The 12902-nt window shown below is 54.5% G+C and carries 9 protein-coding genes and 3 pseudogenes; 6 read left to right on the forward strand and 6 right to left on the reverse strand.

Annotation, left to right across the window (positions count from 1 at the left end):
- Window positions 1–7: 7 nt before the first annotated feature.
- A complete protein-coding gene (tnpA, locus tag B145_RS0116080; protein WP_018608665.1) occupies window positions 8–439 on the reverse strand; it encodes an IS200/IS605 family transposase in 432 nt (143 codons plus the stop codon).
- 668 nt (window positions 440–1107) lie between these two features.
- Between tnpA and B145_RS28740 the strand changes: the two genes are divergently transcribed.
- Both B145_RS28740 and B145_RS0116090 read left to right on the forward strand, forming a co-directional pair.
- Window positions 1108–1251 (forward strand): hypothetical protein, encoded by a 144-nt coding sequence (locus tag B145_RS28740; protein ID WP_157288461.1) that lies wholly within the window; start codon window positions 1108–1110, stop codon window positions 1249–1251.
- Window positions 1252–2187: 936 nt separating this feature from the next.
- Window positions 2188–5211 carry a hypothetical protein gene (locus B145_RS0116090; protein ID WP_245541881.1) on the forward strand — a complete coding sequence of 1008 codons (3024 nt, stop codon included), beginning with the start codon at window positions 2188–2190 and terminating at the stop codon, window positions 5209–5211.
- Window positions 5212–5248: 37 nt separating this feature from the next.
- Here B145_RS0116090 and B145_RS0116095 read toward each other — a convergent pair whose 3' ends face one another.
- The 3 genes from B145_RS0116095 to B145_RS25945 all read right to left on the reverse strand — a co-directional run bounded on the left by B145_RS0116095 (window position 5249) and on the right by B145_RS25945 (window position 8165).
- Window positions 5249–5575 carry a hypothetical protein gene (locus B145_RS0116095; protein WP_157288462.1) on the reverse strand — a complete coding sequence of 109 codons (327 nt, stop codon included), beginning with the start codon at window positions 5573–5575 and terminating at the stop codon, window positions 5249–5251.
- A 33-nt stretch (window positions 5576–5608) separates the two neighbouring features.
- Window positions 5609–5860: a hypothetical protein gene (locus B145_RS0116100; protein ID WP_018608669.1), complete on the reverse strand. Its 252-nt coding sequence runs from the start codon at window positions 5858–5860 to the stop codon at window positions 5609–5611.
- A gap of 256 nt (window positions 5861–6116) precedes the next feature.
- Window positions 6117–8165 carry a hypothetical protein gene (locus B145_RS25945; RefSeq protein WP_157288463.1) on the reverse strand — a complete coding sequence of 683 codons (2049 nt, stop codon included), beginning with the start codon at window positions 8163–8165 and terminating at the stop codon, window positions 6117–6119.
- Between the two features lie 192 nt (window positions 8166–8357).
- Between B145_RS25945 and B145_RS29385 the strand changes: the two are divergent.
- Window positions 8358–8453: pseudogene (locus tag B145_RS29385) on the forward strand (transposase); the annotation flags it as partial.
- A 49-nt stretch (window positions 8454–8502) separates the two neighbouring features.
- Here the strand turns inward: B145_RS29385 and B145_RS29390 are convergent.
- Window positions 8503–8679 (reverse strand): annotated as a pseudogene (locus B145_RS29390) (Y-family DNA polymerase); the annotation flags it as partial.
- A 400-nt stretch (window positions 8680–9079) separates the two neighbouring features.
- Window positions 9080–10132: a DMT family transporter gene (locus B145_RS0116115; protein WP_018608673.1), complete on the reverse strand. Its 1053-nt coding sequence runs from the start codon at window positions 10130–10132 to the stop codon at window positions 9080–9082.
- Between the two features lie 114 nt (window positions 10133–10246).
- Between B145_RS0116115 and B145_RS0116120 the strand changes: the two genes are divergently transcribed.
- The 3 genes and pseudogenes from B145_RS0116120 to B145_RS28205 form a co-directional block, all read left to right on the forward strand.
- Window positions 10247–11185: a chromate resistance protein ChrB domain-containing protein gene (locus tag B145_RS0116120; RefSeq protein WP_018608675.1), complete on the forward strand. Its 939-nt coding sequence runs from the start codon at window positions 10247–10249 to the stop codon at window positions 11183–11185.
- Entirely contained in the window at window positions 11182–12546 is a 1365-nt protein-coding gene (gene chrA, locus B145_RS0116125) for a chromate efflux transporter (protein WP_018608677.1), read from the forward strand. The genes B145_RS0116120 and chrA overlap by 4 nt, the downstream gene beginning before the upstream one ends.
- A 40-nt stretch (window positions 12547–12586) precedes the next feature.
- A pseudogene (locus B145_RS28205) lies at window positions 12587–12902 on the forward strand (transposase); the annotation flags it as partial.

Here is a 12902-nt window from a genome sequence, read left to right on the forward strand (position 1 = left end):
GCGGCCGTCACATGCCCAACTTTAGTTGGTCGTAATGCTCGTCTTCCTTCTCTTGGTGTTGGATGTAGGCTCGAACCATCTCCTCGTCCAGCCCCACCGTTGAGACGAAATACCCTCTGGCCCAGAAACTCTCACCACCAAAGTTCCGGGTTCGCCCATTGAACCGACGCGCTATCGAGATGGCACTCTTGCCTTTGATGTAACCCACCACATTCGCCACCGAGTACTTCGGCGGTATGCTGATGCATATGTGAATGTGATCACTCATCAAGTGCCCTTCTAGAATCTTGCACTCCTTCTGACACGCCAACTCATGGAGCATGTGGCCTAGATGTTTGCGAATCGCTCCGAAGATCGCCTTCTTCCTCTTCTTCGGAATGAACACCACATGATATTTGCAGTCCCACGTCGTATGGCTCAGGCTCTGATACTCTTGCATTGGAAACTCCTATCTCTTGGTCGAGACAGAAGCTTCTAGGTCACCGTATCACACGGTCAAACCTGGCGAGTCCCCCGGCAAAGCCGGGGGATTACCGAATTTATTTACGTGCAGCGAACTGACGCATCCGTGTCGCAATTCCATCCTTACGCTTTTTCGGCTGGGGCTCTGTGCTCGACGGATGCGCAGATGACGAATGGGGTCGCAACCCGATGTGTGCAGCTTGGCTTCGCACATGAGTCCGAGCCTCACCCGACTCTCTGCTTATCGTACGCTCATGAGCATTGCTTGCTTCATCAACAACTGATGATGACTTGTAACCGAAGCACTCTAGCACTTTATTCACGACATCCCCCTTAGCTTTGAAAAACAGATCAGACAATTCACCAAATTGAAAAAATATACATTTTGCCTAGCAATTAATACACCCAAAAACAGGCGACTGTTTTCTAGGTTCGGGAATCACACCTTGATTTCGCGTTTGATAACCTTCAATGTTGGTGCGCGAACAATAGGACCCGATTGGCTTGAGTAGTGCGCGTTGAAAATTACCCAGGTGGCTAACCTTCCTGCTCGGTTTTTGAGTGGGTGCTTTGGCTTTGCCGAATGAGAGTCATCGGGAACAGTACACAACCCCTCTTGTATCAGATGAGGTGATGGAGCAATTCATGCTCACACCCAAAGTGGGGCACATGGCCATGTCGGCGTCGACGGGTTCTATCACCGTGACCGACACCCCTGAGGAGTTGGCCAAGGTGGGGGCTTACGCGCTCAGTTACTCGGCTCATAAGACCCTATTTTCAGCATTCTAAATACAGACTCCCACCTATGGATTCCATCCCGGGTGGGAGTTTTTTTATGCCAAAAACACATCTCTACTTCAAAAGTCTGAGCGTTTATTACATCAGGCACGCAAGATACTAATAGAAAAGTCTAAAGCCAAGACTCCAACCAATCCACAATACATCAAATCATTTTCCGAACAAGAGTCTCTGTACAGGCACACCAGATGAACCGAGTGCGCATACACCAGTCATCTCCCGAGCACGCTTGAGGCGAAGGCATGTCGTCTGTTGCGAAAATCACTCAAAGCACAGGCTTCACCTCTCTATTGACGACTGAACAGATGTCATACATCCCATGCAATCTTCCAGAACATTTCCCCCTTCCCTAACTTTATTTGGCACGATCTCTCTGGATACCAATCCAGTCATGAAAAAAGGTAAATACATATGAACATTTTCAGAAAAGCGCGTGGTCTGATTGGTTTGGGTAAATACCAAATTGACACTCCTGTCTCCAGCAAAACAGGAAATGTCGGCGACAACAAACTGGGCGTAAGACCCAAAGTGCATACCAGTGCCCCACCTAGCTGGAGAACGCAGATTGATGTACGCAATAAACCGCCAACGCACCCTCCGAGACAACTAGAGGTCAATGTGGCCCCTCATGGCGAGGGAACCTCCTCCCCCAGCCCCCTGGAATTGAACGCCCTGATCAATATCCACTTTGGCAACACACCTCAAAGCTGGCTGTCGAAATTGCTCCTAAAAAATGCATTGGATACGTTAGAAAAAGGGTTGAGTGCAAACGAAATTGCAACAATCCGCCCCTTGCTCATTGAATACCTCGCATCGCTCACGAATGCCGATGCATCACACAGTACCGCACTAATCAGTGGATTAGATCATTTCGATCCACTGCAAGACATCGCGACGAGTCTGCAAAACAAGCCAGGAGCGCCCGAGATGGCAAGCAGCAATCAGACTGACGCTTGGCGCCTTGCTGCTTTTTTGACTGCACACGCGGCTGAAAATCCCGGTATCAAGAAATTGCTATGCCAGCCATTGCCTGAAAATAGCCGTGGACATTTTCTTGCTTTCTTGGAGAAAGTCCAGCATCTGCTCGTGACACGCACCAACTCACCGCTTACGGGTATCCTGCAACAAGCCCGAAAACAAAGTGGAGCGTCAGGGAACAATCTGGCAGAACTTGCCCATCAAAAAACAGATCCGGCCTATGCCTTCATCAATGCCATGAGAAGCGCCTCCCCGGATATGTCTGTGCTTGTTTCTACGCACTTCCCCTCCGAATCGTGCTCACCCCACATCACGACCACGCTTACCCATGCAATCGAACAAGCAGCCCGTGCAGCCTCGGGCACGGCGCCTAAAGGCTTACCTGGCGCCCCGGCCGTACTGATTACGCAGGCATTGGCCGCAGCAACAGGGGGTAACGCTGCGCACGCATTGGAGGCACTAAATACGCTGCGCAATCTGGATACTGTGTCGGCGATTACAGACGCATGGAACAGCAGGCAAGAAGGCGCATCCGAACAATCCGCCGATTCAAGCATGGCATGGCATGTCGCACGGGAACTGGTCACTACGCCCAGCGGATTCGATGTCTTGCAGGCGATTCTTGGAAAAGCCGTTCCAGAAGCGCAGAAGCGGAATTTCACCACGCTCCTGAAGGCGATTTCGGTACTACCTGCGCAAGCGCTCATGCCACACGACGCCGATACACCTTCGCCCCCCACGACAAGCCCCTACCACTCTCCCCTATCGGCGTTGCAACAGACCTCCTTGTCACACAGCATTCCTGGACAAGCGATTCTGTGTGCGTCTGCGCGCTTGGCAGGCGATGAAATCAATGCACACCATCATGCATGGGCATTCAACGCCGTACGCAATGAGCTATACGAATCCGGCCCGAAATCCAATCTGGCCAAAATCAATTCATGGCTACAAAAAACCGGCAAATGGATCACGCGGGCAGAAAACGACACATGCATCCATCTGCGCAACCCTTTGTCCGGGAACTCTGCGTTCAGGGCATTAAGACACGGCACCCAACAGGTGGAGCGCGCAACTGCATTGACCCGGCACCAGAAAGCGTTTGATCAGCACATCAAGAAGGCGAGCGGAGACCTGCAAGCCCTGCTGATGGCACACGCGCCTCATACACACGCGGGGGGGGCGGGTCGCGTATCAAGCTCCATCGTGCGCGCAGCCGTCCTGGCACATTGCCAGGCCCTGCCACCGGACATATGTATGGATCGATACAAACTGACGCCCGAGGCGCTTGCTGATGTTCGTGTGCGCGTCAATGACTTGATTCATCAGTACGGCAGCCCGGCCAACAACGCCCCGATTAATGCCCAGGCGCTGAACAAACAGACTCAGGCATTTGAAGGTCAGATCATGAGCATGGAAGTCCTCAAGCAATGGTTCGAGGAAACCCAAACTCACTCGATACCCGGTGCAGCCGAAGCGGATGCCGCACACAAAGCCGCGATTTCAGAAAGCCTGAAGAAAGCCCACATCGAAGCCTATGGCAAAGACACAAGAATCGAAAACTTTGACAAAGAGAAATTCAGGCTTGCGATGAAAGATGTGATCGAACAAATGGATGGCTCATCACGGCTCAGGCTAAGTAGTGGCGGCGTTCTGGGTGTGGGCCTGCGGCAGGTGACGGCTACACTTTCCAGCTTGGTGAGTGGGTTGTTCATCCGCGGACGGATTGATGCACGCAAACAGATCGGCAATCATGCTGTATTTGAAATCGCCATGACGACCTATGACATGGAGATCGTGATCGGTCGCCAGCGTCAAAGTGCTCATCAATTCGGACTGGGCGGATCTGTTGGCCCCAACCTGGGCATTGCCAAAGCAGGTGGGGGGGCAGATGCCGTCCTCTATGGGCGAGAAACCTCAGAAATCGAAGGGATTTCCCTGCGCATTCCGCGCATCGGGCGCCCGGTGCCGGAGGTTCGTGCCGAATTCGCCAAACTGTTTGACCGGCTTCTGGATGGGCCCACTGCAACGCCTGCCACGCCAGAATCCTCTCACACCAGCGCAAGCGGACAAGCGGGCTTTCTCCCCACACTGCTGCAAGAATTTCCAACGCTCGTCGTCAACCGCATCGGCCAGGCAAGCGAAGCACACACACGGCATGGCCTCAGTCTGGAAGGTGGCGCCTCAGTAAAAGTTCCCTTTGCTCGCGCAACGGCCGGGGTCGGTGTCAGTACAGAGGTAAACAGCTCGCAAACCAGGCACTATCAGGATGCAACCGGCGTGATGAAGATAGACCGTCAGGTCAAGGGCTGGAGTGCCAAGGCCGGCATTGGCGCAAAAATCGGGGCCGGGCTCAATCTTAACGCTTCGGCTGCCACCCTAAGCTCCGGCAATACAGACCTGGGCGTGAGTGCATCCCTTGATGTATTGAATACCGGGCGCAACCTGCGCCGTGAAACTGTCTACCAATCAGGCCGAATGCTGCCGGTTTCCTTTATAGAGGAGGAATATCAGAACGCCCATGCGTTTGCAGACCACGTTACACCACAACTCGACAGGTGGAGCCAGGCCCGCACAGCACGCGGCGAGAACAGACAAGTTTCCATGGAAAAAGCGAATTTGGAAAAATTCCTGCACGAAGTTCAGGATCAATCCACCCCCATGCATTCCTATGGCGCGCGTAACATGCTGACACCAGATGCAGTGGCCAGAATCAATATGCTTGACTCCTGCAAAGCCTTGGCGCAACGCCAGACACCGGAATCACAAGCCAGCCTGACGCAAGAAATGTCTTCAGCATTCTTGAATACCAATGAAGCAGAGTGGAATGCCAAAGAGAACAGAAAGCCCTACTCTTTGCGTTCCTATAAACGCGTCACCACCCAAACCGGTACGGGGATCAATTTCGGCGTACAACTGGGCACGCAACACCTTGCGGAAGGCTCGCACATCGACAATCGCTATGATGTAAGCTAAACGGTAGTTTAGAGTCCAAACATAAAAAGGGGCATCATCACGATGCCCCTTTGTCATACGCCCGATTCTGCACGAGTGCAAATCCAGATGCGCTAGTCGGGTTACCGGAACCTGATGCATCGTCAGTGCCAGTTGTGTCACCCGCGCCAGAGGGGCTGCCAGCGCCCGACGTATTGCCCGCCCCACTGGTATCACCAGAGCCTGCAGAATTACCCGTGCCCATGGAGCCAGCGCCCTTCCCTTGCAGTTCCTTCACCAAGTCAATCAGGGTCGAAAGCAGATTCTCAAGCTTGGAAGACTTGCCCCCACTCTGATTGTTGCCGTTATTCTGTTGGTCCGCACCTTGCCCCTTCATCGACTTCATCAAATCCAGAAGCTGCTGCAGCAACTGGATAAACTAATCAATGCCAGAGGATTTCTGGGAGTTCTGCGCGCTATCCGTAGCATTCGTGCCAGAAGTGCCGTTGGCGCCCTGCGAACCGTCCGTCGAGCGCAGCTTCTCCTGCAGCCCCCGCGCAATCAGCTCGAACCCGGTCTGCATGAGCATATTGCTATGATCACTATTCAGATTCGGCGAAGAAGAACTTGAGTTATTGAAGCTCAGATCCCCTACCCCGGTAGAACCCACGGAAGAAATATTTAATGGCATAAACAGCCCCTTTCCTATTTCGTTTCAAGCCATCGTTCAAATGACTTAATAAAGTGAATATCGCCTTTGTGACCAGTTGATACTTTACCCAAAAACCCAGCAGGTTAAATAACTGTGGTGACGCGCCTGGAATAGAAGCGAAAAATACCGCCTGGTGCCGAAGAAACGCGGTATGCCCAGTCACACGATGTCCTGATAGCCTCATCCACGCTGCAATTAATACTGCGAATGCTGGTGGGAGAAAGACACGAATCCATCATGCACCCAAGCCATGCTCAAGGTCGGGTTCAACTATTTCTTCAATCACCACGCTGGACTTCGGGGCTGTTTCAGCATGACCGGCAAATAGCTGATAAACCCAATCACCAATTCCATGTAACGCATTCAACATATCGGATGGCTTCAGATTCATCAGCTTTTCAATTCCAGAAGCGGCATAATGTCCCACCGGCCCTGGGAGGGTCAGATTCAATGCCGTCATGGTAATCGAGCCGATCAGCAAACCGTTTGTACCCTTTTCCATAAAATCTTTTGCACCTTTGTTGGTGGCAAGCAAAGCCAACATCACCAGACTGAGCCCGACGAAAGTCTTGAATTCCTCCAGCGCATCCTTACGGCTGACATTTGAATTGGCCATCAAGCTAAACATCAATGCCGAGGTAAACGCAGCATCAGAGCCTAAATCAACGACGCCAATCTTGTCGGGTAACATCAGCACTGTTGTACCCACACACACGCTTGTGGCAAAGAGGGCTAATGCCAATTTGGATTTTCTGTCTTTGTCCAGTATTGCCCCCTCTGCGTGCACTTCCATCACACTATTCAATTCATCCGCCAGGCGCTGATAAGTATCTACAGCAAGCGTGACTTGTTTGCTGACATACGGGCTTAATTCTCGCCCACCCGAAATGAATGACTCTTTAGCATCAAGCAAAGACTTTTTATCCCGCGCCACACTATCAGCAGCCGTCTGCAAAACAGCCTTCATGCGCTCACACGCCGCCGTCTCCTGCTCACCGAGCGGCCCCATGGAACGGAACAAGGCGACCCCCTCTGCGGCAAGCTTCGGATGCGCGTCCCCCCGGAACTTTTGATTGAATTTCTGGGTGATGTCTTTGGACATGAAACCGCCAAACAAAGCAACGGTCGAAAGCAAACCAAGGCCAATATTGAATGGCACACTCTCGTTTAAAGAGCGCAGACTGCTCACGAACGTCGGGAGCGCGAACTCCAAGGCCTGTACCGTATTCGCATAATATCGAGCCATCGTACGGTCTTTCAGGAGCGAGTTTCCCGTCGTTGGCGTACGAACAAGACCAATCCCCTCAACCATGGCCTTGGTAATCAAAGCCACGATTTCCGCTTCCGTTTTACGCTGCACCGGCTTGCTCATCATCGGAATGATCAGCGGCAAGGGCGCTAACAGCGCGTTGATGGCAAGCACCTTGGCGCCACGATTCAAAAGGGGCTTGTCCGCCTTCAACTCGTCCAACGCCGCGTTCACCTGATCCAGGCGTTTGACGAGTGCTTCGCACAACCCCGGCGGTAACTCTGACGCTTCGAGCATCGTCTTCAGCTCGGATACATTCTGGGTGAGCTGATGCAAGCAAAGCATCTGGGCGCCGTTTGTATGCTCTGCCGCATGCTTGAATGCACATGTATCAATGGATGCACCCGCGCGATTCAACAACCCGAACAAGAGCTGCCTGGACGCCTCCGGGATGGCGGAACTCATCAACGCCTCACCGCATTGAGTAATCTCTTCATGAATCTGCTCTGCATGCACTGCATGATGACTTGTCGAAGCCTCAAGAGTGGTCAATAACGCATGAGATCGCGCGATCAACTCAGGAGAAGAGGCAGGTACGCTCGCCAAGACTCGCTGGATTTCCCTTGCGGCAGTTTGTGCATCCAACAGCGCAGCCTTCTCAGGCTCACCTCGCAATTGCCCCACAAATTCAGCATCATCGGCGCGAGAAAGCAAGGTTCTGACGTCCGCCATCGACGAGACTTTTCCCATCACCGACTTCGCTGCCGACGCGCATGCATTTGCCTTGGAGACACGGGAAGGCGGTGTGTTTTCAGACCCTGTCGCATCGGGATGCCGCTCAGCATTGACGCCAACAGACAACTCACGATGGCCTGAAGACCCACTCAAAGACTGCTGTGACAAACTACGCAAGCCCCCGAGCTGACCATGGGAGGAACGAGGGGTGCTTGGCACAGAATCCCCAGATTCTGAGGCGTGGATTTCAACCTCAGAAATCGGGGTGGAAGAAGACTTGTTTGTAACGGGGGAAAGCATTGGTGTCTATCCTTTGACTATTTTTCAGAAAAAAACAGTGGAATATAAACAATGCTTTGGTCGATAAAATTGTATAGGCGAATTTTGCGGGGAAGAGGCGAAATTTCCATAAAGCCATCAATGCCCCTTTGAATCGCCCCGGGTTCTCTAGACACTTCGAAGCCTTAAACTGGCAACAAAGTGGAGGTGTCTATGAGCAGTCAGAAGTATCCAGAAGAGTTCAAGATTGAAGCAGTCAAACAGGTGACGGAGCGCGGGCATCGAGTGGCAGAAGTGGCTGCGCGGTTATCCGCTTGCGGATCTTGAGGCCATATTGGGTCAGTCCTTCAATCGACTCCATCGGCAGGGACAGAAAGCTTTCGTCGCAGGAATAGACGTCCATGGCACACGCGAACTGCTGCAAAATCTCCACCACCCGATTGCTCATATTGGCGTATAGGGTGTAGTTGGACGATCTGGCAATGATGCCGTGCCGTTTAGCCTGTTCCTTGAGCTGGAACCAGGGAATGCCCATGGGCACCCCGACAGCTTTGGCTTCAAAACTACGAGAAATCGCAATTTAAGCGCGAGATACACGCCTATGGACACGGCCTGATTGACTTGCGAATGCTAGGAAACCTGATTTGCTTGTGATGTCCATGAATTACGTAAATTTCCGGCCATTTTACTGGTCAACGTCCACACAAAAATGCTCTTGAATTGGGGACCAGATTCCACAGGGCATGGCTATCTCTGGCGGACTCAATTCGACTCGCAAGAGACATTCAACGCCTCAGCTGCAAGTATCAGCCCAAACCAGCCGTTCTCAAGAGCCTGCCAATGGCAAAATTCGACCACAGCAGATCTTGGGCTTTGACGGCTTAGATGTCGGCTTACCCGATTCAACGGTCAAACATTAAACTCCAAGCCAACGTTTAGTGGCTGTGCCCCTGGTGGTGTGCATCTGGGAAGTGGGCGTGGCTGTGCAGTATGGGCTCATGCCGATGCAGATGGGTGTGCTTGGCGCCCGATATAACCGCGAACCCGTGAGCGTGCTGATGGTGTTCGTCATGGACGTGCTCATGACTGTGCTCCAATGCTTCGTGGGCATGTTGGTGTTCATGCTGCTCAGTGAGGTGCAACCAGATACCCAGCGCCATCAATCCCCCCGCCAGCAGCAGCGGTAGCGTAACGGGCTCTCCGCTCAACACCGCCAGCACTGCACCAAAGAACGGTGCAACGGAGAAATAGGCTCCGGTCCGGGCAGTACCCAGATGCCGCATGCCCACCACGAATAGGACAAGACTCACCCCGTAAGCCAACAGGCCAACCACCATGGCGGCTTGAGTGGCCCACAGTGTGGGTAGCGCGGCACCCATTGCCAGGCCCAGCGCAAGGTTAACGCTACCGGCCACCGTACCTTTCACGGCGGCAATCCAGGTTGCATCAGCCAACGCGACCTTTCGGGTCAGGTTGTTGTCGATGGCCCAGCACAAGCAGGCTCCCAGAATCGCCAGGGCCGGGAGCGCGCCGGTGAACCGGGCCTCGCCTGGCCAACTCAGAATCACCGCCCCGCAGGCAATGGCGAGCATGCCTAGTCTGATGCGGCGGTCGAAGTTCTCTTTGAACACGACCCAGGCCAGTAGCGCCGTCAAGACGCCTTCGGCATTCAGCAAGAGCGCTGCCCCTGAGGCAGGCATGCCAGTCAAGCCAAACATGAGCAGAACCGGACCGACGATACCGCCGCTCAGAACTGCGCCGGCCAACCAACCCGCCTCTCCTCGTTGAAGCGAGACTGGTTGGGCGCGCGTGACTAGCCGATAAATGCGCAAGCCAATTCCAGAGCCCAGATAGAAAAGCCCGGCAAGTACCCGGGGGCTGATTTCCTGAAGTAACCACTTGGCGATAGGGGCGCTTGCGCCGAATAGCAGGGCGGCAACCAGCGCGGCTACTACGCCAGGGTTGAAAGAAGTATTTCGGAGGCTCATGGTAGCGGTAGTGAATTCGTTCTGCAGATTGTGGCACGCTGCGGAGGACAAAGCCGATTAATGTAGAATAAGAACGTATTTGTAGAAACAACTACCATATTGTAGAGTGTATTCATGAACACATGGATTGCACTCATTACCAGTCTCCCCACCGAGAACGCCACGGCCCGAATGCGTGCCTGGCGCAACCTCAAGGCATCAGGCGCCGCAGTCCTGCGTGACGGCGTCTATCTGATGCCGGAGGGGGGTGATTGTCGGACAACACTGGACAACGTTGCCGCTGACGTTCGTGCGGCGGAGGGGACTGCACTGGTGGTTCGCCTTGAAGAGCCCCGTGACGGTTACTTTGTGACGTTATTCGACCGCAGTGCCGACTTCGCCAATCTGCTAGGTGACATTTTAACGGCACGCAAGGGCGTCAGCCCGGACACGGCCAATGAAGCCCTGAAGCAAGCCCGCAAACTGCGCAAGGCGTTTACCAACCTGGTGGCCATCGACTTCTTTCCCGGCGAAGCCCAAAAACAGGCCGACGAGGCCTTGCGTGACCTCGAGCAGCGGGCAGCCTGGGCCTTGTCCCCCGATGAGCCACATCCGGTCAATGAGGACATAGCCCGCTTGGCTATCCAGGACTACCGAGGGCGACTCTGGGCAACGCGACGCCATCCCTGGGTGGACCGACTGGCCTGTGCCTGGTTGATTCGCCGCTACATCGACCCCGAAGCCAAGCTGCTCTGGCTGCCAACGCCGGCTGACTGCCCGACTGATGCACTCGGGTTCGATTTCGACGGCGCTACTTTCACCCACGTCGGCGCGCGCGTGAGTTTCGAAGTGTTGCTTGCCAGCTTCAACCTGGAAACACCATCCCTGAAAAGGTTTGGAGCTTTGGTGCACTTCCTAGACGTGGGCGGCGTGCAGCCGTCGGAGGCGGCGGGCATCGAAAGCATCCTGGCCGGCTTGCGCGACACCGTCCTCGACGATGACCAGTTCCTGGCACTGGCAAGCCGCATTTTTGACGGACTACTGGCCTCCTTTGAGAAAGGCCCGAAATCATGAACACGCCCCTGACCGCAACAAACGAAACAAGCGATGACCGCCCTGCGGACGTCAGCTTCTGGCAAGCCTTCCTGTTCTGGCTGAAGCTCGGCTTCATCAGTTTTGGCGGCCCTGCGGGGCAAATTTCCATCATGCATCAGGAGTTGGTGGAACGCCGGCGTTGGATTTCCGAACGCCGCTTCCTGCATGCGCTGAACTACTGCATGGTGCTGCCCGGTCCGGAAGCCCAGCAACTGGCCACCTACATCGGCTGGCTGATGCACCGCACTTGGGGCGGTATCATTGCGGGGGGACTATTCGTGTTGCCCTCGTTGTTCATCCTGATTGGGCTGTCGTGGGTCTATATCGCGTTTGGTGAAGCCCCTCTGGTGGTCGGCCTGTTCTATGGCATCAAGCCGGCTGTGACGGCCATCGTTATCCAGGCGGCCCACCGCATCGGTTCGCGTGCCTTGAAGAACAATGTGTTGTGGGCCATTGCGGCGGCCTCCTTCGTGGCCATCTTTGCCCTCAACGTACCGTTCCCGGCCATCGTGGCGATTGCGGCGGCGATTGGTTACTTCGGCGGGCGCATCGCGCCGGACAAATTCAAGGTGGGCGGAGGGCATGGCAAGGCGGACAAGTTCTTTGGCCGGGCGCTGATTGACGACGATACACCAACGCCGGCGCATGCCCGCTTCGCTTGGAGCAAGCTGGTGAAAGTCGCGCTCATCGGCATCCTGCTGTGGCTGGTGCCAATAGGGATGCTGGCCGCCAGTTTGGGTTGGGGCCACACTCTGACCCAGATGGGCTGGTTCTTCACCAAGGCGGCATTGCTGACCTTCGGCGGGGCCTACGCCGTGCTGCCATACGTATACCAGGGGGCGGTCGGCCACTATGGCTGGCTGACGCCGACCCAAATGATTGACGGTCTGGCTCTGGGGGAAACAACGCCCGGCCCGCTCATCATGGTCGTCACCTTTGTCGGCTTCGTAGGCGGCTATGTCAAAGCAGTATTTGGCCCAGACAGCCTGTTTCTGGCTGGTGCTGTCGCGGCAACGCTGGTCACCTGGTTCACCTTCCTGCCGTCCTTCGTCTTCATCCTGCTGGGCGGCCCCTTCATCGAGACGACCCACAACGACCTGAAGTTTACCGCACCGCTGACGGCCATCACGGCGGCAGTGGTTGGCGTCATCCTGAACCTGGCGCTGTTCTTTGGTTACCACGTGCTATGGCCCAGAGGTTTCGCAGGCTCGTTCGAGTGGGTGTCAGCGCTCATTGCCCTGGGTGCAGCGATTGCACTGTTCCGCTTCAAGGCGAACGTCATTCATGTAATTGCCGGGTGTGCGCTGCTCGGCTTCCTGCTAAAGGCGTTCGTCCTGTGAGAACCTGTTCACAATCTTCCAAATGTCGTAAACTTTTGGCATGAGAAAGAAATACCCCAGTGATGTAAGCAGGGAAGCGTTCGAACAGATCCGTCCTTTGCTGGAAAGTGTACGCAAACAGACCAAGCCCCGTACGGTTGATCTATATGATGTGTTCTGTGGCGTGCTGTATTTGCTAAAAAGTGGCTGCCAGTGGCGGATGCTGCCCAGTGAATATCCGAAATGGCGCACGGTGCATGCCTATTTCGCCAAGTGGAGCGAACTTGGTCCAGACGGTTTAAGCGTTTTGGAGCAGGCTTTAAAAAAAATGTGGTTGGCGAGGTCCGTACAAGACAGGGGCGCAAATCCTCGACGAG

The sequence above is a fragment of the Uliginosibacterium gangwonense DSM 18521 genome (assembly GCF_000373965.1).
Taxonomy (GTDB): domain Bacteria; phylum Pseudomonadota; class Gammaproteobacteria; order Burkholderiales; family Rhodocyclaceae; genus Uliginosibacterium; species Uliginosibacterium gangwonense.

Excerpts from the sequence above, each read along its gene's own strand:
- tnpA (WP_018608665.1), bottom strand. The coding sequence starts at position 439 with ATGCAAGAGTATCAGAGCCTGAGCCATACGACGTGGGACTGCAAATAT.
- B145_RS28740 (WP_157288461.1), top strand. The coding sequence starts at position 1,108 with ATGCTCACACCCAAAGTGGGGCACATGGCCATGTCGGCGTCGACGGGT.
- B145_RS0116090 (WP_245541881.1), top strand. The coding sequence starts at position 2,188 with ATGGCAAGCAGCAATCAGACTGACGCTTGGCGCCTTGCTGCTTTTTTG.
- B145_RS0116095 (WP_157288462.1), bottom strand. The coding sequence starts at position 5,575 with ATGAAGTCGATGAAGGGGCAAGGTGCGGACCAACAGAATAACGGCAAC.
- B145_RS0116100 (WP_018608669.1), bottom strand. The coding sequence starts at position 5,860 with ATGCCATTAAATATTTCTTCCGTGGGTTCTACCGGGGTAGGGGATCTG.
- B145_RS25945 (WP_157288463.1), bottom strand. The coding sequence starts at position 8,165 with ATGCTTTCCCCCGTTACAAACAAGTCTTCTTCCACCCCGATTTCTGAG.
- B145_RS0116115 (WP_018608673.1), bottom strand. The coding sequence starts at position 10,132 with ATGAGCCTCCGAAATACTTCTTTCAACCCTGGCGTAGTAGCCGCGCTG.
- B145_RS0116120 (WP_018608675.1), top strand. The coding sequence starts at position 10,247 with ATGAACACATGGATTGCACTCATTACCAGTCTCCCCACCGAGAACGCC.
- chrA (WP_018608677.1), top strand. The coding sequence starts at position 11,182 with ATGAACACGCCCCTGACCGCAACAAACGAAACAAGCGATGACCGCCCT.